19 protein-coding genes are annotated in these 23228 nt (G+C 67.8%); 16 read left to right on the forward strand and 3 right to left on the reverse strand.

The genetic code is table 11. The annotated features are described in order from the left end of the window. A partial coding sequence (locus GGR33_RS23280) for a GTP-binding protein (protein WP_246413425.1) occupies positions 1-293 on the reverse strand: 293 nt, incomplete at its 3' end. A 323-nt stretch (positions 294-616) separates the two neighbouring features. Here GGR33_RS23280 and GGR33_RS23285 point away from each other — a divergent pair. The 3 genes from GGR33_RS23285 (at position 617) to GGR33_RS23295 (ending at position 4650) form a co-directional block, all read left to right on the forward strand. Beyond that, positions 617-1651 (forward strand): aspartate-semialdehyde dehydrogenase, encoded by a 1035-nt coding sequence (locus tag GGR33_RS23285; protein WP_183512042.1) that lies wholly within the window; start codon positions 617-619, stop codon positions 1649-1651. A 201-nt stretch (positions 1652-1852) separates the two neighbouring features. After that, positions 1853-3046: an HlyD family secretion protein gene (locus GGR33_RS23290; RefSeq protein WP_183512048.1), complete on the forward strand. Its 1194-nt coding sequence runs from the start codon at positions 1853-1855 to the stop codon at positions 3044-3046. Continuing rightward, on the forward strand, positions 2983-4650 hold the full coding sequence (locus tag GGR33_RS23295; RefSeq protein WP_183512051.1) for a DHA2 family efflux MFS transporter permease subunit: 1668 nt from the start codon (positions 2983-2985) through the stop codon (positions 4648-4650). The genes GGR33_RS23290 and GGR33_RS23295 overlap by 64 nt, the downstream gene beginning before the upstream one ends. Here GGR33_RS23295 and GGR33_RS23300 read toward each other — a convergent pair. After that, positions 4644-5777, reverse strand: coding sequence for a transglycosylase SLT domain-containing protein (locus tag GGR33_RS23300; protein WP_183512062.1), 1134 nt, complete (start codon positions 5775-5777; stop codon positions 4644-4646). The two genes, GGR33_RS23295 and GGR33_RS23300, sit on opposite strands and share 7 nt — an antisense overlap. 311 nt (positions 5778-6088) lie before the next feature. Between GGR33_RS23300 and GGR33_RS23305 the strand changes: the two genes are divergently transcribed. The 13 genes from GGR33_RS23305 to GGR33_RS23365 all read left to right on the forward strand — a co-directional run bounded on the left by GGR33_RS23305 (position 6089) and on the right by GGR33_RS23365 (position 21951). Further along, positions 6089-7279 (forward strand): inositol-3-phosphate synthase, encoded by a 1191-nt coding sequence (locus GGR33_RS23305; protein WP_183512064.1) that lies wholly within the window; start codon positions 6089-6091, stop codon positions 7277-7279. After that, positions 7279-8199 (forward strand): HD domain-containing protein, encoded by a 921-nt coding sequence (locus GGR33_RS23310; protein ID WP_183512066.1) that lies wholly within the window; start codon positions 7279-7281, stop codon positions 8197-8199. Before GGR33_RS23305 ends, GGR33_RS23310 begins: the two co-directional genes overlap by 1 nt. A gap of 31 nt (positions 8200-8230) precedes the next feature. Then, positions 8231-9415, forward strand: coding sequence for a class I SAM-dependent methyltransferase (locus GGR33_RS23315; RefSeq protein ID WP_183512072.1), 1185 nt, complete (start codon positions 8231-8233; stop codon positions 9413-9415). Continuing rightward, positions 9415-10431 (forward strand): Gfo/Idh/MocA family protein, encoded by a 1017-nt coding sequence (locus GGR33_RS23320; RefSeq protein ID WP_183512078.1) that lies wholly within the window; start codon positions 9415-9417, stop codon positions 10429-10431. The genes GGR33_RS23315 and GGR33_RS23320 overlap by 1 nt, the downstream gene beginning before the upstream one ends. Positions 10432-10596: 165 nt before the next feature. Continuing rightward, entirely contained in the window at positions 10597-12216 is a 1620-nt protein-coding gene (locus GGR33_RS23325; RefSeq protein WP_284212093.1) for a YcaO-like family protein, read from the forward strand. Beyond that, positions 12213-13115: a sugar phosphate isomerase/epimerase family protein gene (locus GGR33_RS23330; protein ID WP_183512082.1), complete on the forward strand. Its 903-nt coding sequence runs from the start codon at positions 12213-12215 to the stop codon at positions 13113-13115. Before GGR33_RS23325 ends, GGR33_RS23330 begins: the two co-directional genes overlap by 4 nt. Then, positions 13115-14341 carry a glycosyltransferase family 4 protein gene (locus tag GGR33_RS23335; protein ID WP_183512086.1) on the forward strand — a complete coding sequence of 409 codons (1227 nt, stop codon included), beginning with the start codon at positions 13115-13117 and terminating at the stop codon, positions 14339-14341. The genes GGR33_RS23330 and GGR33_RS23335 overlap by 1 nt, the downstream gene beginning before the upstream one ends. Further along, the gene (locus GGR33_RS23340) at positions 14338-15102 is read left to right on the forward strand and encodes a PIG-L deacetylase family protein (RefSeq protein ID WP_183512855.1); all 765 of its coding nucleotides are present in this window, start codon (positions 14338-14340) and stop codon (positions 15100-15102) included. Before GGR33_RS23335 ends, GGR33_RS23340 begins: the two co-directional genes overlap by 4 nt. Before the next feature lie 204 nt (positions 15103-15306). Then, the gene (locus GGR33_RS23345; RefSeq protein ID WP_183512091.1) at positions 15307-16353 is read left to right on the forward strand and encodes a lysylphosphatidylglycerol synthase domain-containing protein; all 1047 of its coding nucleotides are present in this window, start codon (positions 15307-15309) and stop codon (positions 16351-16353) included. Positions 16354-16380: 27 nt separating this feature from the next. After that, positions 16381-17688, forward strand: a complete 1308-nt coding sequence (locus GGR33_RS23350; protein ID WP_183512095.1) for an ATP-binding protein — start codon at positions 16381-16383, stop codon at positions 17686-17688. A gap of 23 nt (positions 17689-17711) precedes the next feature. Further along, positions 17712-20225: a heavy metal translocating P-type ATPase gene (locus GGR33_RS23355; protein ID WP_183512101.1), complete on the forward strand. Its 2514-nt coding sequence runs from the start codon at positions 17712-17714 to the stop codon at positions 20223-20225. Further along, entirely contained in the window at positions 20222-20695 is a 474-nt protein-coding gene (cueR, locus tag GGR33_RS23360) for a Cu(I)-responsive transcriptional regulator (protein WP_183512109.1), read from the forward strand. The genes GGR33_RS23355 and cueR overlap by 4 nt, the downstream gene beginning before the upstream one ends. 80 nt (positions 20696-20775) lie before the next feature. Then, positions 20776-21951, forward strand: coding sequence for a M20 aminoacylase family protein (locus GGR33_RS23365; protein ID WP_183512114.1), 1176 nt, complete (start codon positions 20776-20778; stop codon positions 21949-21951). Positions 21952-22057: 106 nt separating this feature from the next. On the opposite strand, the gene truB is transcribed toward GGR33_RS23365, so the two are convergent. Further along, positions 22058-23116 carry a tRNA pseudouridine(55) synthase TruB gene (gene truB, locus GGR33_RS23370; RefSeq protein ID WP_183512124.1) on the reverse strand — a complete coding sequence of 353 codons (1059 nt, stop codon included), beginning with the start codon at positions 23114-23116 and terminating at the stop codon, positions 22058-22060. Between the last annotated feature and the right edge of the window lie 112 nt (positions 23117-23228).

Genomic DNA, 23228 nt, shown 5'->3' on the forward strand with positions numbered 1-23228 from the left:
TGCGCCGCGCCCGTGATCATGTTCTTCACGTAGTCGGCGTGGCCGGGGCAGTCGACGTGGGCGTAGTGGCGGTTGGCCGTCTCGTACTCGACGTGCGCCGTCGAGATCGTGATGCCGCGCGCCTTCTCCTCGGGAGCCTTGTCGATCTGGTCATACGCCGTGAACGACGCGCCGCCCGACTCCGCCAAAACCTTCGTGATCGCCGCCGTCAGCGACGTCTTGCCGTGGTCGACGTGGCCGATCGTGCCGATGTTGCAGTGCGGCTTGCTGCGGTTGAATTTTTCCTTGCCCATCGGTCCAATCAATCCTGAGCGGGGGCGCCCGGACCAAGACCGGGCGCAAGGCGCCGTCCGCTTAGAGGTTCGGCCGGCTCCGATCAAGTCTAGGCGCGTCGGGCATGCTTTCGGACGTCTTGACAGCCGGGCGCACGAGGCGTCTTGCTCCGCGCGCCGAGAGAACCCACCTCGTCCACACGGGGGCGGGTTCTTTCGTTTTGGCGCAGTGTCGAACCTGCGCGAGGGGCCGGAGGGGATCCGGCAGCCGGGCCGGCCGACGGATCGCGTCGGCGAGCCGGCACAGAGCGGTCGCGATGAGACCGCGAAGTGGAGTGATCGAGATGGGTTACAAGGTCGCCGTCGTCGGAGCCACGGGCAATGTGGGCCGTGAGATGCTCGACATCCTGGCCGAGCGCGCCTTCCCGGCCGACGAGGTCGTGGCATTGGCCTCCCGCCGCAGCCAGGGCCAGGAGGTTTCCTTCGGCGACAAGATTCTGAAGGTCAAAGCGCTCGATACGCACGACTTCTCCGACACCGACATCTGCCTGATGTCGGCCGGCGGCGAGACCTCGAAGGAGTGGAGCCCCCGCATCGGCGAGCAGGGCTGCGTCGTCATCGATAACTCATCGGCGTTCCGCTACGATTCGGACGTGCCGCTGATCGTGCCCGAGGTGAATGCCGACGCGATCGTCGGCTTCACCAAGCGCAACATCATCGCCAACCCGAACTGCTCGACCGCTCAGCTCGTGGTCGCGCTCAAGCCGCTGCACGACGCGGCGACCGTGAAGCGCGTCGTCGTCTCGACCTACCAGTCGGTCTCCGGCGCCGGCAAGGAAGCCATGGACGAACTGTTTCAGCAGACCCGTTCGGTCTTCACGGCCGGCCAGATGACCATGGCCAAGTTCCCTAAGCGCATCGCCTTCAACGTCATCCCGCACATCGATGTGTTCATGGAAGACGGCTATACGAAGGAAGAGTGGAAGATGGTCGCCGAGACCAAGAAGATGCTCGATCCCAAGATCAAGCTCACGGCGACGGCCGTCCGCGTTCCGGTCTTCATCGGGCACGCCGAGGCGGTGAACGTCGAGTTCGAGCGCCCGCTCTCCGTCGAGCAGGCCACCGAGATCCTGCGAGCGGCGCCGGGTGTGCTCGTCGTCGATAAGCGCGAGGCCGGCGGCTACATGACCCCGCACGAGGCGGCGGGCGAGGATGCCACCTACATCTCCCGCATCCGCGAGGATGCCACGATCGAGAACGGCCTGAATTTCTGGTGCGTATCGGACAACCTGCGCAAGGGCGCTGCGCTGAACACGATCCAGATCGCCGAGGTCCTGATCAACCGCAAGCTCTTGAACCGGGCCAAGCAAGCCGCCTGACCTTCCGACGGCCGGACAGCCCGGCCGTTTAGATCAGGTTCGAGATCGGGCCGCCGTGCATTCCGCGGCGGGCCGATCTGCGTTTCGCGTAAGCGACGGACACCCGTCCGGAACATTTCGCGCTGCATTGCTTTTGCACCGCGAGGCGGGTTTCCGGCGTTCGAATCCTTTGGAGGCGGGCGCAACGACTGTGCGACCGCAATGCTCGACGACCAAAATCAGAATCCCGACGGCGGCAAACCCGCCGCCGGCGCGAAGCCGGACACGGCTCGCGCCGAGCGACCGGTCGACCTCGATCGGAAGCCAGCCACCGCGGCGCCCGATACGGAGCCGGACGATGGGTCCGAGCCGGATTCGGAAAAACAGCCGGGGCTGATCCGCCGGCACCCGATCCTGACCTTCGTCGCGCTCGTGGCCCTGGTACTGCTCGGCGTCGGCGGTTTCCTGTACTGGCAGGCCTTCCTCCACCCCTACGAGAGCACCGACGACGCCTTCGTCGACGCGCGCAAGTTCACCATTGCGCCAAAGGTCGGCGGCTACGTCGTCGACGTTCCGGTGACCGACAACCAGCATGTCGAGGCGGGCGCCGTCCTCGCCCAGATCGACAAGCGTGATTACGAGGTTGCCCAGGCCCAGGCCCAGGCTCAGGTCGAATCGGCGGAGGCCTCGATCCAGAACATCCTGGCGCAGATCGAAGGCCAGAAGGCGCAGATCGATGTCGCCAAGGCGCAGGTCGAGACCTCGAAGGCAGCCCTGCAGTTCGCCAAGGAGGATGCGGATCGCTACCAGACCCTGGCCCAGCGCGGCGCCGGCACCGTCCAGCAGCAGCAATCCACCGCTTCGACGCTGGAGCAGCGCCAAGCGGCTCTGACCAGCGCCAATGCCAGCGTGATCGCCGCGCAGAAGCAGATCGGGTCGCTCGAGGCGCAGAAGGCCTCAGCCGAGGCGAGCCTCGCCAATGCGAAGGCCCAACGCGATCAGGCCAAGCTCAACCTCGGCTACACCACCGTGACCGCGGCCCAGGCCGGCCGTGTCGTGCAGCTCACCGGGGCAAAAGGCCAGTACGCGCAATCGGGGCAGAGCCTCGCGATGTTCGTACCCGACGACATCTGGGTGACCGCAAACTTCAAGGAGACGCAGATCACCGACATGCGGCCCGGACAAAGCGTCGACGTCGAAATCGACTCCTATCCGGACCGCAAGATCACGGGGAAGGTCGCCTCAGTGCAGCCTGGCTCGGGCACCGCTTTCAGCCTGCTGCCGGCGCAGAATGCCACGGGCAACTACGTGAAGGTGACCCAGCGCATCCCGGTGAAGATCGTCGTCGACAAATGGCCCGACGACGTCGCCATCGGGCCGGGCATGTCGATCATCCCGACGGTTCGCGTTCGGTGAGCGCGGCCACGGGCTCCGCCAAGGATTTCTCGTCGAGTGCGCCGGGCGGTCATAACCCATGGGCCGTCGCGGTCGTCGTGGCGCTCGCGACCTTCATGGAGGTGCTCGACACCACCATCGCCAACGTGGCGCTCCGCTACATCTCCGGTGGATTGGCGGTCGGCCCCGACGAGTCGGCCTGGGTGGTCACGACCTATCTCGTTGCCAACGCGATCACGCTCACGGCGTCGAGCTTTCTGGCCAAGCGCTACGGGCGCAAGATGTTCTTCATGTGGAGCGTCGGGCTCTTCACCGTCTCGTCGGTGCTGTGCGGCTTCGCCTGGAGCCTCGAATCCCTGCTCCTGTTCCGCGTGCTGCAGGGGCTCGGCGGCGGCGGCATGGCGCCGCTCGCGCAGTCCATTCTCGCGGATTCCTTCCCGCCTGAGAAGCGCGGCCAGGCCTTTGCCCTCTACGGGATCTCGGTGGTGGTGGCGCCGGTGATCGGGCCGACACTGGGCGGCTGGCTCTCCGACAACCTGTCCTGGCACTGGTGCTTCCTGATCAATGGTCCCGTCGGCGTGATCGCGCTGGGGCTGATGCATCTGCTGCTGCACGATTCCGATGCGGCCATCGCCGAGAGGAAGGAACTGCGCCGCAAGCGCGTCCGCTTCGACGTCATCGGCTTCCTGCTGGTCGCGACTTTTCTCGGAGCGCTGGAAGTCGTGCTCGACGAGGGGCAGCGAAAGGACTGGTTCGGCTCGAACCTGATCATCGGCTTCGCCATCCTGGCGGTGGTCGCCTTCGTCGCGATGATCCCCTGGCTGCTGAAGCACGAGAATCCCGTCGTCGACCTGCGGTTGATCGGTCAGCGCCAGTTCGGCTCCTGCTTCATGGTGATGCTCGCCGTCGGCGCGATCCTGATCTCGACGACGCAGTTCATCCCGCAGATCACGCAGACCTATTACGGCTACACGGCGACCCTGTCGGGGGTCCTGCTGCTGCCCGGCGGCATCGTCACCGTGATGGCGATGGCGGCGGCCGGACGCCTGTCGGCGGTAGTGCAGCCGAAATACATGATCATGGGTGGCGCGCTGATCATCTTCGCGGGCCTCTACGACCTGACGCGTCTCGATGGCAGTTCGACCTTCGGATATTTCGCGCTTTCGCGCGTCTTCATCGGCGCGGGCCTGCCGTTCCTGTTCCTGTCGATCACCGCAGCCTCCTACGAGGGCATCGCGAAATCGCAGACCGACCAGGCCTCGGCGCTGATCAACGTCGCGCGTAACGTCGGCGGCTCGATGGGCGTGTCGCTGGCTCAGAACGTCCTGGCCTACCGCCAGCAGTTCCATCAGAGCCGGATCGGCGAGGCGGTGGACTCTACCAGCCCTGCCTATCGCGAGACGCTGCGCGCGGCGACGCAGTACTTCTCGGAGCATGGCTATGCCGGACCGGATGCGCAGAGCCAGGCGATCGCCTGGATCGGCCAGCAGGTCGACACCCAGTCGGCCTACTGGGCCTATATCGACGTGTTCTGGGTGCTGGCGCTGATGGCGCTCTGCGCCATCCCCCTGGCGATGCTCCTGAAGACGGTGAAGCTCGGGGGCGGCGCCCCCGCGGCTCACTGAATCGAGGGCGCCACCGACGCCGGGACGACGTCGTTCTTAAGAAGGAGGCGGGCATCGAGCACGGGATAATCGTTGCCGTGTTCCCGGTCCGCGATTTCCGATTCCTGCGTGATCATGTCGGTGATCGCCTGGAACTGGCCCATCCGCTTGTCGATCATGCCGCCAAGCCGTTCGTGCACCTCGGCCACCGTGAGGCTGCGCTTCTTGCCACCGTCCTTTGAGGTGAAGATGCCACGATTGGCCCGTGCGGCCCGGCTGAAGACGGCCTGGGCGTTGCGCGCGGGGGCCTCGGCACTGAGCGACAGGAACTTGCCGGCGCTCGCGGTGCCTAGGAAATGCGCGAGGTAGAGCTCCGTCGTCTTCAACTCGCGGCCGAGACGGCTTTCGATGCGGGCGCGGTCGCGTTTGATCATCTCTCCCGCCATGAGGCCGGAGACGTAGGGATCGTTGCGCAGGCCCAGCACGCGTTTGCGCATGGCGTCGTCGGCAATGCCGATGGCGCTGCCGCGGCCCTTCACCGCAGCTGCCTCGGCTTCGAGCCCGTGCCGGCCGCCATAAGTCCGGATCATTTCCAGCCAAGTGCCGGTCACGAACTGGAACAGTCCCTGCGCTGACGATGCCGACGACTTCACATCAGTGTCGAAGCTCGATTCCTTGTCGGCGAGCGCCATCATGTATGCGGGATCGACGCCGGTCGCTTCCGAAGCGCGCAGGATCGTCTCGGCCAGCGGGCGCGGCACGCTGGTCTCTCCGAAGCGGAGCGTATCGGCTGTGAACCTCGGTTCGGGCGGACTTGCGGGAGAGCCCGCCATCACGCCCTGCGTCACGCCGTCGCCGGCCGCGAGCGGGGTGGCGCCCCAATCGGACGGACGGCTGCCGCCGGGCAGCTCCATGAGTACAGGGCCGAGGCTGCTGCTCGCTTGCGCCTGCGCTATGGGCAGGCCCGCGCCGAGGGCGAGACCGATCATGAGCGTCGCGGGGAGGTTGCGCTTCGGCCCCTGTTTTGATGCAGGGATGCGGGTCGTGAGCGGGTTGGCCGCCTTGGTCTTTTTGACAACGATCGACTCAATACGCACGAGTCGGCTCACGTCGTCGGCGCAAGGCGCCGGCTCCGGGTAAGCCCCCATCAAACTTCCTTTTGTCGTGCCGCGGCGTTCTAGGGCGCGGCTTTGCGTTGGTGGCCAGGGTGTCGCCGTCGGGTGTGACGACAATTCGACCAGCCCGTGATCCCAACGTGGCGGCCTTAACACCGCGTTAAGGCATTGTTTTCACGAAATATTAACCAAAGCAGCGGCGGTCGCTCAGCCGCCGTTCACGCAAAACATGGCACCCCTGCCTTGGAACAGTCCCCTGGAGACCCAGTTGTTACGGGCCTGGGGGCCGACTACTGCGAAGCCATCCGAGCCCACTGCGCGATCTAACAGAGAGTTCTTCCCCGATGAGTATGCAGACCGGTCGCCGCGTGGGCGTCGCGTTCGTTGGCATGGGTGGCGCCGTCGCCACCACCGCCATCGCCGGCATCGAGATGATCAAGTCCGGATCGAACCGGCTCGACGGCTTGCCTCTCGCCGGCGTCTCGGTCCAGGGCATGACCGATTACAAGGATCTCGTCTTCGGCGGCTGGGACCTCAACGGCGACGACCTCGCATCCGCCGCAACCGGTCACGGCGTGTTGACGCAGCAGGACATCGAGAACGGTGCCCAGGTGCTCAAGGGCATCACGCCCTGGCCGGCCGTCGGCAGCGCGAAGTTCTGCAAGAACATCGACGGCGGCAACCGCATCGTGGCCAAGGACCATCGCGAGACGGTCTCGATCATCGCCAACGATCTCAAGCGCTTTCGCCAGGAGAGCAACCTCGACGAAGTCGTGGTGATCAACCTCGCCTCGACCGAGCGCTGGCCCGACCTCAGTGCGGCGGTGCTCAACTCGACGGAAGCCTTCGAGAAGGGCCTCGACACCGACGACGAGTCGATCTCGCCGGCGATGCTTTACGCCTATGCGGCCATCAAGAGCGGCGTGCCTTACGGCAATTTCACGCCGAGCGTCGCTGCGGATATCCCGGCGCTACTGAACCTCGCCAAGGAGATGGGCGTCCCTGTCGCCGGCAAGGACGGCAAGACCGGCCAGACCATGATGAAGACCGTGCTGGCGCCCGCCCTCAAGGCGCGCGCGCTTCATGTCGACGGTTGGTTCTCTACCAACATCCTCGGCAACCGCGACGGTCTCGCCCTGAACGATCCGAATTCGCTGCAGTCGAAGATCAACACCAAGGGGACGGTGCTCGACTCGATCCTCGGCTACCCCGTCGAGGACCACCTCGTGCACATCCACTATTATCGCCCGCGCGGCGACGACAAGGAGGCCTGGGACAACATCGACGTCACCGGCTTCATGGGTCAGCGCATGCAGATCAAGGTGAACTTCCTCTGCAAAGACTCGATCCTTGCGGCGCCGCTCGTCATCGAGATCGCCCGTGTGCTCGACCTCGCCAAGCAGCGCGGCGACGGCGGCGCGCAGGAGCAGCTATCGAGCTTCTTCAAGGCGCCGATGGTCAAGAACGGCGCCGGCCCGGTGCACGACTTCGGCAAGCAGCAGAAGATGCTGCTCGACTGGCTCGGCACGAACTGATGTCGGCCCAGGGCACGGCTCCTGCCGCGCCCATCCCGCTGCGTGAGCTTCTCGTCGAACTCGGTGATCTCAAGCGCGTCCGCTCCGCCGGGCGCGCCGGATCGGTCGCCGAGCGGCTGTTTGCGCAGGGATGGGGCGCTCTGACCGGCGGAGCCTCGTCGGAGACGGTGGCCCTGCAGGTCACCGCCAACGCTCTGGCGGCAACGCGCCTCTGCGACATCGACGGGGCCTTCCTCGCCGCCGCTGGCCTCGACGAGGAGCAGGCTTCGGACGTGCTCGTGGCCGGTTTCGATGCCGTGACCGAGCAGGTCGATCCCGAATTGCGCGACCGGCTTCGCGACTGTCTGCGTGCGCCGATTGCGGCGCTTCCAGTTGGTCACCTGCCCGACTTCGTCGCGGCTCAGGCAGCGCAGCCGCGCGCCGGCGTGACCTGCCCCAGCAAGCCGCGCATCCTCCTCGAGCCGCCGGAAAATCACGCCGAGCATTGCCTGATCGTGGCGGTCTACGGCGTCGTGTTGAGCCCGTTCTATCGGGCCGATCCAGCGGTGGTCTTTCTCGCCGCCATGGCCCACCACTTCCACAACGCGCTGATGCCCGATGCCGGCTTCACCGGCGAGATGCTGCTCGGCGAGCATCTCTGGCCGATCGTCGAACGCTGCTCGGAGCGCGCGCTTAACGAACTGGAGCCCGGCCTGCGAGAGACCGTGCGTCGCGCCCGAGCCGTGCTGCCGGACGACGCCACGGCGGAGGGTCGCGCCTTCCACGCTGCCGATTCCATCGACCGCGTGCTGCAGATCGCCCAGCACCTGCGCGCCGCCTCGCTCACGATGGACACGGTGCTTGGCGAGATGGAGCTGGTCCATGCCGGCCCCGTGAAGGATTTCCAGGATCGGGTGCTTAGCGACATGCAGATCCCGTGAAGTCCGGCCCTCGCTGCCCTATCATCCGGTCATGATCCCGTTCGATCTCCTCTCGCCCGAGACCGGCAGTCCGCTCGAGGCCGACGGCGCGCATGTCCTGCGCGACACCGAGACCGGCCAGCGCTGGCCGGTGCTCGACGGTATTCCGTATCTGCGCATCAACCGCGGCGAACTGATCGCCGCGACGCTCGCACATCTCGATGCGGGCGAGACCGATGCGGCGCTTGCCGGCCTCCTCGCCGACCAGGACGATTGGTGGAACGGGCCGCCCGCCGACCCGGAGGCTTTGCGTGCTCTCGTCGCGAACCGGGACACCGTGACCCTGCGCGATGCCGTGGACGGCCTCGGCTGGGGACGCGTCGGCGACTATTTCGTCAACCGCTGGAGCGATCCGACCTATCTCGCCGGGCTCACCCTGCTCGAGGCGCACTGGAACGAACCGGCCTGCGCCTTCGAACTCGCCTGCGGGATCGGCCACTACTTGCGCGAGATGCAGGGGCGCGGCGTGAAGGTCGCTGGCGCAGACGTCGTCTTCGCCAAGCTCTGGGTCGCGCGCCACTGGGTCGTCGAGAAAACCGCGCAGCTCGTCTGCTTCGACGCGTCCTCGCCGCATTGGCCGATCGCCGAGGCGCCGGTCGACCTGGTGCTGTGCAACGACGCCTTCTATTTCCTCGACGACAAAGCCGACATCCTGGCCAACCTGCGCAAGACGGCTGGCGAAGACGGCTGGCTGGCGGTGAGCCACATCCACAACAGCGACTGCCCCGGCTTCTCTGCCGGCAAGGCGGTGACCGCCGCCGAAATCGAAGAGCTGTTTCCCGATGCCCTCGTCTACGACGATGCCGAGCTGACCCGGGCGCTGGTCGAGGCCCGCGCGCCGACGCCGCGCGATCCGCACGAGATCAAGACGTGCGAGGCCTTCTCGCTGGTGGCCGGTCCGGGTATGCGCCCTGCCCCACGCTCGGTGGTCGATGGGATCACGCTGCCGCTCGCTGGCACGGCCCTGCGATTGAATCCGCTCTACAAGGTCGATCTCAGCGGGGCCTACGCCATCCGCTGGCCCTCCGAGCGGTACGCGGCGGAATATGCCGATCGCGTGACCTACCCTCTGCATTCAGACGGTCCGAAATCGCTTGACTGGGAGGGCGGTCCGCAGACGCCGGTTGCCGAACGCGTGCGCCGGCGCGAATACGTCGATCTCCCGGAGCGCTGGTGATGGGCGACGCGGTCGGCTGGGGCATCGTCGGCTACGGTTGGGTCGCGCGCGATTACATGGCGCCGGGCATCCGCGCCGCCGGCCATCGCCTCGTCGCGGTCGCCGATCCCGGCGCGGCCTCGCGCGCAGCCGCGGAGTCGGAGGGCGCACGGGCACATGCCGATATTGCCGGGCTGATCGCCGAACCCGAGGTCGAGGCGGTCTATGTCGCGACCCCGAACCATCTCCATCGCGCGGCCGTCGAGGCCCTGGCCGCCAGCGGCAAGGCGATCCTGTGCGAGAAGCCGATGGCCGCCTCGCTTCGCGATGCGGAGGTCATGGCGGCAGCCGTCGCGCGCTCCGGCGCCTTCTACGGCACTGCCTTCGACCAGCGCCATCACCCCGCGCACCGCGCCATGCGCGACGGCATTCGCGAGGGGCGCCTCGGCACGGTGACGGCGATCCGCATCGTGTATGCCTGCTGGCTCGACCGCGGCTGGGCGTCGTTCCAGGGACAGGACAACTGGCGCATTGACCCCAAGCAGGCAGGAGGCGGTGCGCTGATCGACCTCGCGCCACACGGACTCGACCTCTGCGACTTCCTCCTCGACGAGTCGGTCGCGGACATCGCCTCCCTCACCCAGGCCCGCGCCCAGGACTACGCCGTCGATGACGGCGCGCTCCTGATCGGCCGCACGGACTCGGGCGTCCTCGCCAATCTCCACGTCGCCTATAACTGCCCCGACGTTCTGCCCCGCCGCCGCCTGGAGGTGGTCGGCACGAAGGGCATGCTGACCGCCATCGACACGATGGGCCAGACGCCCGGCGGCCGGTTGATGTTCACCGACGGTACAAGCGGTGACTCCCAAAACATGGTCTTCGATGCGGAGGCCTCGCCCTTCCAGGAGCAGGTGCGCGCCTTCGGTTCGGCCCTGCGCCGTCCGGAGGAACGTGCGGCTTATTCCGCGGAGCGCGACCTGCACACGATGCGCCTGCTGGCGCGAGCCTACGGCAAGGCCCTGGCACCGGCAGCGTGAGACGACGAGGAAACGCAGCGATCCCACCAGACGACCTCGTCCTGAGGTGCTGCGGAGCAGCCTCGAAGGAGGGCTCCGGGGATCGCGTACCAAGCTGGAGCCCTCCTTCGAGGCCTCCGCTGCGCTTCGGCACCTCAGGATGGGGGGTCGGGTTGGATCGAGCGGGTGAGTGAGCCTTTGACGACCGAGATCGACCAGGACGACCGCGCCCGCCACGCCAGCCTCAAGGCGCCGCGCCGCTACCGCTATGGTGCCACCCGTCGCATCGAGGGGCTGCCCGAGCGGCTGCCCGATGCCGTGAAGGCCTATCTCGACATCCTGCCCGAGGGGCGTGTCGTCGGTTTCAACCTGGCGCCGCTCGATCGCACCGGCATCCCGGTCTGGTTCGTTGCGCTGTTTCTCGATGACCCGTTCTTCGTCGGCGCGATGCCGTCCGGCATCGGCTACGGCGCCACCGACGACGAGGCACTGATCGGTGCGGTTGCCGAGATTGCTGAGAACCTGATGCCTTCCCTCGCGGTGATGCCGCGCGAGAAGCAGGTCCAGCTTTCCTATGACGATCTCGTGCGGGTGTTCGGTGCGAGCAGCGTCGCCGATCCGCTGACGCTCTGCCTGCCGGCCGGATCGCATGTCGGCCGCGGCACGCCGCTCGACTGGACGACGGTGGTCCGTGCCCGCACCGGTGAGAGCGTCTGGATGCCGCTCGATATCGCCGCGACAGATTATTTCGAGCTGCGGCCGGGCTATACGCCCTTCACCAACCTGATCACCAACGGCCTCGGCGCCGGTCCGGATACGGATTTCGCCCTCGGCCACGGCCTGCTCGAACTGCTCCAGCGCGATGGCAACGGCCTGCTGTTCCGGGCGCTCGACCAGGGCGTGATGCTCGACCTCGACGGGATCGGGCCCGATACGCGAGCGATGCTCGACCGGCTGAAGGGCCTCGGCATCCGAGCGCTCCCGAAATTCGCCACCGACCAGTTCGGCCTGACCAATCTCTACGTCGTCGGCTACGACGAGAACGGCGCCGATGCCCCCGCCCCCGTCGCCCTCTCCGCCTGTGGCGAGGCCTGCGATCCGGATCGCGAGCGCGCCCTGCGCAAGGCGCTGCTCGAATTCCAGGCCGCGCGTGTCCGAAAGACCTTCGGCCACGGCCCACTGGACCTGGCCGACACCGTGGCGCCCACGGGCTACGTCGAAGCCTTCATCCAGAAGGCGCTGCCGAGCCTCGACCTCGAAGAGAGCCGCGCGCTCCAGGCGATGCTGGCCTGGATCGAGCTGTCCGGCGAGGAGCTGAAGCAGGTCTTTTCGGGGACCGTCTATTCCGAGCGCTCGACCAAGCGCTTTTCGGAGCTGCCGACGACGCCGGCCGCCGACGGCCATGCGCGCGGTCAAATCGCCCGCGAGCGGCTGGAAGAGGCCGGCTTCGACATCCTCTACGTCGACTGCGCCCCGCCCGACAGCGAGATCGGCATCGTCAAGGCGATCGTGCCGGGCCTCGAAGTCGAGACCATGAGCTACTACCGCATCGGCGAGCGCAACACGCGAAAGCTGATCGAGCGTGATCACCCGCTGATCAAGTTCGGCAAGGAGAGCAACACGCTGCTGCCGGTCCGCCTGACGCCGGAGGCCATCGAGCGCTTCGGCGGCCAGCCACTCTTCGATACGGCCCTGGCCGAAGAGATCGTCGGCTCGCATTATCCGCTCTATCGTGAGCCGGAATCCCACCACGCTCCCTTCCGCTTCGAGCGTCAGGGACGAAGGGCCGAGAGGAGGCGCGCGTGACGCTCCGCTTCGCCTACAACACCAATGGCACCGCCCATCACAGGCTCGAAGACGCGATCCGGCTGATCAAGGATGCCGGCTATGACGGCGTCGCGCTCACCCTCGACATCCACCACCTCGACCCCTTCGCCGAGAACTGGCTGGTGGAGGCCGACCACGTCTCGACGCTTCTGCAGCGACTCGAATTGGGCTCGGTGATCGAGACCGGCGCCCGCTTCCTGCTCGACCCGACCGCCAAGCACGAGCCGACCCTGGTGACGGCCGATGCCTCGGGACGCGCGCGGCGCGTCGGTTTTCTCAAGCGCGCCATCGACATCGCGCATGTGTTGAACGCGGAGGCCATGTCCTTCTGGGCCGGCGTGCCGCGGGACGGCGTCGACCGCGAGGCCGCGCATGGCTGGCTGATCGAGGGGCTCACCGAGGTCGCGGCCTATGCCGAGGAGAAGGGCGTCGTCGCAGCCCTCGAACCCGAGCCTGGCATGCTGGTCGAGACGCTCGACGATTATGCCGCGCTGACCATTCCGAACCTGCGCCTGGCACTCGATACCGGCCATTGCCTCGTCACCGAGGAGCGTGATCCGGCCGTCGCCGTGAAGGAATTCGCCGAGCGCCTCGGCACCGTGGCGATCGAGGACATGAAAAGGCGCGAGCATATCCACCTGCCCTTCGGTGAGGGCGACATGGACGTGCCTTCCGTGCTCGACGCGCTGGAGAAGATCGACTTCCAAAAGCTCGTCTGCGTCGAACTCTCCCGCGAGAGCCACCGCGCCGACCTCATGGTGCCGCGCTCGCTCGACTACCTGCGGACCTGCCGTCGGCCGGGGCCGGGCCTGCCGCCTCCCGACGAGCGGCTTCACGAGACGCCGGCGCCGCAAGTGACGATCGGAGTTGCAACCTGATGCGGATCTGCTTCGTCAGCCGCCGCTATTTCCCGGCCATCTCCGGCATGAGCGTCTACGCGCAGAATCTGTTGCGCGAGCTCGTCGGTGTGGGTCACGACGTCACGATGATCTCGCAGTATCGCGGCGACGAATTCGGCACCCGCGTGTATGGCGGCGGGCCGCCGCCGCCGGTGCCGGGCGTCCATGTCATTGGTCTCGAACAGATCGGTGAGCAGACGGCCGGTGATTTCGAGCGCGACATCGAGACGATGGTCGAGACGATCTGCGCCGAGCACGCGAAGAAGCCCTTCGACATCCTGCACGCGCAATACGGCTATCCCACTGGCTGGGCTGTCCTCCTCGCGTCAAAAAAACTTGGCGTGCCGAACGTCGTCTCGATCCAGGGCGGCGACGGCCACTGGGTCGGCTCCTGCTGCGAGACGCATCGGCTGGCCATGTGCGAGGTGCTGGCCCATGCTAACGCCCTGCTGATCGGCGGCCCGTCCTTCGTGAAGGAGGTCTGCGACCGGCTCGGCTCCGACCCGTCGCGCTTCACCATCGTGCCCGGCGCCGTCGACACGGCGCGCTTCACGCCCGGAAAGCCGGTGGAGGGCGAAGATCCGGTGCGGCTGTTCTACCACGGCCGCGTCGACCGCCGGAAAGGCGTGCTCGACTTCCTCGACGCGCTGGAACGCGTCTGGGAGGCCGGCCTGCCCTTCGAGGCGACGATCTCCGGCATCGGCCCGGACGTGGAGGCCGCCCGCGAGAAGGCCGACGCGATCGGCTTCACCTCGGCCCACGTCGCCTTCACCGGCTATGCCGATTACGACACCGTGCCGGACCTTTACCGGCAGGCCGACGTCTTCGTGTCTCCAACCTATGCGGAGGGATTCTCCAACACGATCCTGGAGGCGATGGCCGCGGGCCTCGCGGTGGTCTCGACCCATTCGGTCGGCGTCTCCGACTGCCTGCGCGATGGCGAGAACGGCCTGCTGGTGCAGCCCGGCGACGTGCGGGCTCTCGCCAAGGCGCTCGGTCGCGTGATCGAGGATGCGGATCTGCGGATGGAGCTTGCCCAGGCCGGGCTCGAGGAATGCCGCCGGGTCTATTCCTGGACGGCGGTCGGCCGGCAGATCATGGACGTCTACGACAAGGTGATCGGCGAGCGCCCGCACACGGATTTCGTCGAGGCGCTGCCCTACGATCCCGAGTGCCGCTTCCGCGCTGAGCCGCACCTGCTCTGATGCCGACTGCGCTCGCCGTCTCGCCGCATCTCGACGACGCCGTCTTCTCGGCTGGCGGCACGCTCGCGCATCTTGCGGGGGCGGGCTGGGGAGTGACGATGGCGACGGTGTTCAGTGCCTCCGTCCGACAGCCGAAGGGCTTTGCGCTGGCCTGCCAGCTCGACAAGGGCCTGCCGGCAGATGCCGATTACATGGCGCTGCGGCGTGACGAGGACCGGGCCGCGGCCAGCCATCTCGGCATCGACGAGCCGGTCCACCTGCCCTTCCGGGAAGCGCCGCATCGCGGCTACGGCTCAGCGCCGGAGCTCTTCGCCGGGCTTCGCCCCGACGACCGCATCGAGCTCAACCTCGCGGACGCTTTCGAGACTCTGTTCCGGGAGCTGCGCCCCGACCTCATCCTGGCGCCGCAGGCCGTGGGCGGCCATGTCGACCACGTCCAGGTGGTGCGGGCGATCCGCGCGGCGCGGCCCTCGGCGGCGGTGCTGTGGTGGCGCGACTATCCCTACACGGTCCGCCATGCCGAGCCGCAGGAGCCCCTGCGCCAGACCTTCGCGCATTGTCCCGGCTACGAGATCCGCTTCGATTCCACCTGCGAAGACCGCAAGGCGGCCGCCTGCGCCGCCTACACCACGCAGATCGGCTTTCAGTTCGGCGGGGCCGCGCAACTCGAGGAGCGGCTGCGCGACGAAGGCGCCGTCGAGCGCTTCCGTCTCGAAGGACGCCTCGATGTCGACCTGCCGCCCGATGCGCGTCGGCCCTGAGCCGGGCGCGACCATCGGTCCTCCCGGTCTCCGAAGCCGGATCGAGGCGATCCGGCCGTCATTCGCATCGGCCCCCGGTTGTAGGGCCGGCCGTCCCTGGCCTTTGGCCGGTGATCAGCCTACATGCGCTGGGCGGGCCATAGCTCGGGACGACCCGCGTTCCAACTCAAAGGCGAGCGACCAGCGAGGCGGACGCCGTTCCAGATGAACTTCGTCGAAAAGCGAAAGGAACGCGTCGGGAGCGAGGCCGTCGGGGCGTTGCGCGCCGAGGCTGCCGGCCCGGCCGAACCCAAGCGGGGCTGGGTCAAGCGTCACTATGCCTGGATCGGCACGTGCGCGAGCCTCCTGCTGCTCGCCGCCTCCGCTGTGGTGCTCTGGAAGCTGTCGGAGGAGATCACCTGGGCCAAGCTCAGTGCGGCCCTCACCGGTGTCGGCGGTATGCAGCTCGCGGTGGCCTTCGGCTTCGTCGCGATCAGCTACTTCTTTCTGACCTTCTACGATGCGCTGGCACTGAAGCAGCTCAAGCTGAAGGTGCCCTACCGGATTACCGCGCTCGCCTCGTTCACGAGCTACGCGGTGAGTTTCACCCTCGGCTTCCCGCTCTTCACGGCCGGGACGATCCGCTACTGGGTCTATTCGAGCCGGGGGCTCTCCACCGCGAAGATCGCGGCGCTGACCGTCATCGCTGGCTTCACCTTCTGGCTCGGCATGGGCGTGGTGCTCGGCCTGAGCCTGGTCGTCGAGGCCGGCCAGCTCGCCGGTCTCGCCTTCACCAGCATCCGCGTGAACCAGGGCGTCGGCGTCGCGGCCCTGTTCTCCGTGGTCGGATACCTGATCTGGGTCTCGATCAAGCGGCGCTACATCACCGTGAAGCATTGGCGGCTCGAACTGCCCGGCGCCACGGTGTCTTTCAGCCAGATGCTGGTCGGCATCGGCGATGTCTGCGCCGCTGCCGCCGTGCTCTACGTGCTGATGCCGCCCGAGCTGACGCTCGGTTTTTCGACTTTCGTGGCGATCTACGTCCTCGCCGCCATGCTCGGTATCGCCTCCAACGTGCCGGGAGGCGCGGGCGTCTTCGAGGCGACGATCATGCTGGCCATGTCGAGCCTGCCGCGGGGAGAGGTGCTGGGCTCGCTGCTGCTGTTCCGGGTCTGCTACTACCTCGTGCCGTTCTTGGTGGCGCTGGCCATGCTCGGCATCTACGAGGCGGGCAAGCGCCTGCGCCGTCGCCGCGCCGCCAACGATCCATGATGATCCCCGAGCGCGCCTGAGCTGACGATGCCCGGTTCGATCCGCCGATCCGCCGTCTCCGGCGCTTCCGTAGCCACGCTGATCTTCGGCGTGATCGCCCTGATCGACGGCACCGTCGACATCGTCTTTCTCCTCGGCGCCTCCGTCGCTCTCGTTGCCGGGGCGCTTCTGAGCCGCTCGGGCTCGCCTATCGTCGTGACGCCTCAGGAGACCGAGCGCCGCGAGCGCCATTCGGTGGCGGAATCGCTCCTCGCCAACATTCCCGACCCGGTGATCCTGGTAGACCGCCGCATAGTGGTGCTGGAGGCGAACGCGGCGGCGCGCGCGCTGCTGCCGGGCTTGAAGCTCCGCCACCCTCTCTCATTCGCCCTGCGCTCGCCGGACGTGCTCGATGGGATCGAGCAGGTCCTGCAGAGCGGGGCGCCGCTGAAGACGAGCTACGTGACCCGCGTGCCGACGGAACGCGCCTTCGAGGTGCAGATCGGTGCGCTTCCGATGGCCGCTGCGCCCGGGGTGGGGCAACCGAACGTCGTCCTATTCTTGCGCGACCTCACGGAGGCGCGCCGCCTCGAGACCATGCGGGTCGACTTCGTCGCCAATGCCAGCCACGAGCTCCGCACGCCGCTGGCCTCCCTCTCCGGCTTCATAGAGACCCTGCAGGGCCCTGCGCGCGACGATGAGCGCGCACGTGAGCAGTTCCTCGGCATCATGCGCACCCAGGCCCAGCGCATGACCCGGCTGATAGACGACCTGCTCTCGCTCTCGCGCATCGAGCTGCGCGAGCACGTGCCGCCGACGCAACTCGTCGATCTGCGGCGGATTGCGCGGCAACTCGTGGATGAGAAGGCGCCACTCGCGGCGGAGCGGGGCATCGCCCTGACGATCCAGGCGCCAGAGGGACCGTTTCCGGTGCTGGGAGACCGCGACGAGCTGTTGCGGGTTGTCGAGAATCTCGTCGAGAATGCGCTGAAATACGGCGGAGGCGGTGGCCTGGTCGAGGTGAGTCTTGAGCGCGAGGAGGGTTCGGACAGCCGCCCTCCGCATCTCGTCCTCGCCGTGCGCGACCAGGGTCCGGGCATCGCTCCAGAGCACATCCCACGGCTGACCGAGCGCTTCTATCGCGTCGACACTGCATCGAGCCGGCAGCAGGGCGGCACCGGTCTCGGGCTGGCGATCGTCAAGCACACGCTCAACCGGCACCGCGGCCGTCTCGCAGTCGAGAGTGAGCTTGGGCGGGGCACGATCATGCGCGTGGTGCTGCCCGAGCATCGCCCCGGCGACAGGGCTGACTCGCGATCACTAAATCCCTCACATCCGCTCTTGACCTTCCCATGATGGGAAGCCTCATCTGAGTGGGCATGGATGCGAGAACCGACTTCCCCCTGATTCATCCGGTCGCCGTCGAGCCCGTTCGACCGCGCGGCGCCCTCAGCCTTCCCGTTGAGGGATTGAGCTGTGCTTCCTGCGTCGGCCGCGTCGAGCGCGCGCTCGCAGCTCTGCCCGGGGCGCGCGACGTTTCGGTCAACCTCGCCACCGGCAAGGCCAGCCTGACCGTTCCGGCCGACCTGCCGGCTCAGCGTGTCGTGCAGGCGATCGCGGATAGCGGCTACACTGTGCCGGAGGCGACGACCGCGATCGGCATCGACGGCATGACCTGCGCCTCCTGCGTCGGGCGGATCGAGCGAGCGCTCGCGGCCCTCCCCGGCGTGACACAGGCCAGCGTGAACCTCGCAACTGGGCGCGCGGAGCTGCGCCACGCCGCTGGCATGCTCGCCCTCTCGAAGGTCGAAGAGGCGGTGAGATCGGCGGGCTATGAGCCTCGTGCCGCTGACGGCGCGGCTGGCGTCACGCCCGAGCGCCAGGAGCGGCAGGCGCGCGAGACGACGCAGCTCTGGCGGGATGTCACGCTCGCAGCGCTGCTCGCTATGCCGGTGGTGCTGCTCGACATGGGAGGGCACGTTGTGCCTGGCTTCCATGAGCTGATCGCCGGATGGCTCGGGCATTATAGCAACGCCGTGCTCCAAGCCATTCTCGCGACGGCGGTTCTCGCGTGGCCCGGTCGCCGCTTTTTCCGGCTCGGGGTGCCCGGCCTGCTGCGCGGGCATCCCGACATGAACGCGCTCGTCGCGCTCGGCGCCGGTGCTGCCTACCTCGCCTCGATGGTCGCCGTTCTGGCGCCGGGCCTGCTGCCTGCGGACGGGGCTAACCTCTATTTCGAGGCGAGCGTCCTCATCGTCACACTGATCCTGCTCGGGCGCGCCCTCGAAGCCCGTTCTCGCGGCCGCACTGGCGCGGCGATCACCCGCCTGCTCGACCTCGCGCCGAAGACCGCTCGGGTGATCCGTGACGGCGAGGAGCAGGAGGTTCCGGTCGCCGCGCTGGCCGTCGGCGACCGGGTGCGCGTCCGCCCAGGCGAGCGCGTTCCGGCGGATGGCCGCATCGTCGACGGGGCCTCCTGGATCGACGAGAGCATGGTCACAGGCGAGGCCGAGCCTGTCCGGCGTGAGCAGGGCGATGCCACCGTCGGCGGCACGCTCAACACCTCGGGCGGCTTCGACATCGAGGTCGAGAGAGTCGGCTCCGATACGCTGCTCGCGCAGATCGCGCGGATGGTGGAGGACGCGCAGGGCGGCAAGCTGCCGGTCCAGGCGCTCGTCGACCGCATCACTGCCCGCTTCGTGCCGGCCGTGCTGGCGGTTGCGGTCGCCACCGTCCTCGCCTGGTTGGCCTTCGCGCCTAGCCCGGCGCTCGGCCCTGCGATCGTCCATGCCATCGCCGTGCTCGTCATCGCCTGCCCCTGCGCGATGGGGCTGGCGGTGCCGATGTCGATCATGGTCGGGACCGGACGTGCCGCCGAGCGAGGCGTGCTCTTCCGCCAGGGCAGCGCGCTCCAGGCGCTGGGCAGCGTGAAGGTGATCGCCTTCGACAAGACCGGCACCCTGACGGAGGGTGGCCCGCGCCTGACCGATCTCGTCACCGCCGAGGGCTTTTCGCGGGATGACGTGCTCGCCGCGGCAGGCGAAGTGGAAGGCCGGTCCGAACACCCGATAGCGCGCGCCATCGTCGATGCGGCGCGTGAGAGCGGGACCATTCCCGCTGTTCAGGCTTTCGAGTCGGTCGCGGGATACGGAGTGAAGGGGCGCGTCGGTGGCCGGAGCGTCGCCGTCGGTGCGAAGCGCTGGATGGATCGGCTCGGGATCGCGACGTCGGACCTCGACGCCGAGGCACAGAGGCTCGGCCGCTCCGGCCGCAGTCCTCTCTACGCGGCGATCGACGGACGGTTGGCTGCCCTGATCGCGGTGGCCGATCCCGTTCGTGCCGACGCCGCGACAGTCGTGCGCTCCCTGAAGGCCAGTGGCCTCACCGTCGCGATGATCACCGGGGACGACCAGCGCACGGCCCGAGCCGTCGCCGACACGCTCGGCATCGATGCGGTCGCTGCCGAGGTGCTTCCGGATGGAAAGGTGAAGGCCCTGAAGGATCTGCGTCGGGCGCACGGTGCCATCGCCTTCGTCGGCGACGGCATCAACGACGCTCCGGCACTGGCTGAGGCGGAGGTGGGCATCGCCATCGGCAGCGGTACGGACGTGGCAATCGAGAGCGCCGACGTGGTGCTGATGTCGGGCGCGCTGCGCGGCGTCGAGGAAGCGATCGCGCTCTCGCGGGCGACGATGGCGAATATCCGCCAGAACCTCTTTTGGGCCTTCGCCTACAACGTGGCGCTGATCCCGGTGGCGGCGGGTGCGCTCGCGGTGGCAGGCGTCCCGACCCTGTCGCCGATCGCGGCGGCAGGTGCCATGGCGCTCTCCAGCGTTTTCGTCGTGATGAACGCGCTGCGTCTGCGCCGCGCCGGAGTGGAGCGGGCGGCATGAGCGCGCAATCGGTCACCATCGGCGAGGCGGCGCGGGCAACCGGCGTCTCGGCCAAGATGATCCGCTACTACGAGGAGACCGGCCTGCTCGGCGCTGCCGAGCGGACGGCCTCCGGCTACCGTGTCTACAGTGAGAGCGAGCTGCATGCCCTGCGCTTCGTGCGCCGGGCGCGCGATCTCGGTTTCTCGATGACGGAGATCGCCGAGCTTCTGGCGCTCTGGCACGACCGCTCGCGGGCCAGCGCCGGCGTGAAGGCGGTCGCACAGGCTCATGTCGCGGATCTCCGCCGGCGCATCGCCGAACTCGAAAGCATGGCCCGCACGCTCACTGATCTCGCCGAGCGCTGCTGCGGCGACAGCCGCCCGGATTGTCCAATCCTCGACGATCTCGCTGCTGGCCCGGTCGACGACTCGAGCGGGATTCCGCAGTCGGCAAAGCGCCCTCGCCGACGGTCTTCCGCCCAAGCTTGAGCATTGACCCGAGTGTTGGCCTCCTGTTTGCTGGATGAAAGGCGAGGCCGCGACGTGCCTCGCGACAGTGACGAGACCCGATGCCCATCATCGACCGGATCGCCGGCTTCGCGGACGAGATCGCCGCGTGGCGGCACGATCTCCATGCGCATCCGGAGCTTCAATACGACGTGCACCGAACCGCCGGGTTCGTCGCCGAGAAGCTGCGCGCCTTCGGCTGCGATGAGGTCGCCACCGGCATCGGCCGCACCGGCGTCGTCGGCGTGATCCGAGGACGCGCGCACGGCTCGAATCGCGCGATCGGCCTGCGCGCCGATATGGACGCGCTCCCGATCCAGGAGGTGCGCGACCTGCCCTATCGCTCGACGGTGCCGGGAAAGATGCATGCTTGCGGCCATGACGGGCACACCGCCATGCTCCTCGGCGCCGCCAAGTACCTCACGGAGACACGAGATTTCGACGGCAGCGTTGTGCTGATCTTCCAACCCGCGGAGGAAGGCGGCGGTGGCGGTGCGGCGATGGTCGCGGACGGCATGATGGAGCGCTTCGGCGTCGAAGCAGTCTACGGCCTGCACAACATACCGAACCAGCCGCTCGGCACCTTCGCGATCCGGCCTGGCGCGATCATGGCTTCGACCGACCGCTTCACCATCACCGTGCGCGGCAAGGGCGGCCACGCTGCCCTGCCCCACAAGGCCGTCGATAGCGTGCTGGTGGCGGCCCACACAATCGTCGCCCTGCAGTCGGTCGTCTCTCGGACGGTGTCGCCGCTCGATTCGGCCGTCGTGTCCGTCTGCCACGTTGATGCCGGCGAGACCTTCAACGTGCTGCCTGCGGAAGCGGTCTTGCGCGGCACCATGCGTGCCCTCACGGCGGAGTGCCGCACGCTGATGCTCGAGCGGATCGAGGCCATCGTGACGGGCGTCGCCGCGGCCTTCGGCGCCGAATCCGAGATCGTCTTCGATGGCGGCTACCCCGTCACCGAAAATCATTCGGCGGAGGCGAGCTTCATGGCAGACGTCGCCGCGCGGGTAGTCGGCGAGGACGCGGTCGAGCGCGATGTCGCGCCGATGATGGCTGCCGAGGACTTCGCCTACATGCTGCAGGAGCGCCCCGGCGCCTACATCTTCATGGGCAACGGCCCCTCGGCCGGCTTGCACCATCCGGAGTATGATTTCTGCGACGAGGCAGCGCCTTACGGTGCATCGTTATGGGCACGGTTGATCGAGACGGCTCTGCCTGTCGCCAACCCCTGACCTGCCACCAGGAGGAGCAGGCGAAACGACCAAGAGCCGACACGCCGAGGTTGCGTGTCGAGCTCTGGAACATTCGGCCACGCTCAAAACGACGGAGCGAGGTGTCTTACGCGTCGCCCAACCGCTGCGGCGCCGTCCCGCCCAGGTGAAACACCCGGTGCGGCACCAGCTCGCCGCGCTCGACGTCGCCCACTGCCACGAGGACGCCGCCGCAGGTCGCGAAGGCCTTGCCCTCCACTGGCGCGTCGCGGCCGCGCAGGATGACCGGCTGACCGCGCATCAGGCGGAGCGCCATGTCGCGCGAGATCTCCACCGAAGGGATCTGGTCGAGGGCCGTCTCGACCGGCTGTAGCTGTGCGGCGACGCCATCGGCGCCTGCCTCCTCAAGCCCCGGGATGGTGCAGGCGGCCTCCTCGACGAAGGGGCCGACGCGGGTGCGGCGCAGGGCGGCGATGTGGCCATGGCAGCCGAGCATGCGGCCGAGGTCGCGGGCGATGGCGCGAACATAGGTGCCCTTGCCGCATTCGGCGGCGATCACCGTGCGCTCTCCGTCATGCTCGATTACCGAGAGATGATCGATCTGCACTTCGCGGGCGACCAGTTCCACCACCTCGCCGTCGCGGGCGAGATCGTAGGCACGCTCGCCCTGGATCTTGATGGCCGAATAGCGCGGCGGCACCTGCTGGATCGTGCCGACGAAGGACGGCAGCGCCGCCTCGACCTGCTCGCGGGTCGGCCGCACGTCGCTCGTCGCGACAGGGCGCCCCTCGGCGTCGTCGGTATCGGTCTCGACACCCCATTGCACGGTGAAGCGGTAGGCCTTGCGGCCGTCCATCACGAAGGGGACGGTCTTGGTCGCCTCGCCGAGCGCGATCGGCAGGATGCCGGAGGCCAGCGGGTCGAGCGTGCCGGCATGGCCGGCCTTCTTGGCGTTGAAGACGCGCTTCACCACGGCCACCGCATGGGTCGAGGTCATACCGACGCCCTTGTCGAGGATGACCCAGCCGCTGACGTCCTTCTTCTTCGGACGGTCGGGTCGCGGGCCACCACGCTGAGGACGGCGACCATCCCTGCGCCCTTCACCGGGAACTCGCTCCGCTCCGCGCGCCTCGGCTGCGCCGGGGATGCGGGGAGGCGCCGATTGTCCGAGGGTTTCGTCCTGCATGATGTCCTCGATCGATGACGATGCGACGTCCCCGGCGCCCGCGGCCCGTTGGCGGCGAAGGTCGTCGAGGTGTCTCAAAAGTGGCGGTGGCGGTGCGTCTCCGAGCCGATCA

It is taken from the genome of Methylobacterium brachythecii (genome assembly GCF_014196345.1).
Classification (GTDB): domain Bacteria; phylum Pseudomonadota; class Alphaproteobacteria; order Rhizobiales; family Beijerinckiaceae; genus Methylobacterium; species Methylobacterium brachythecii.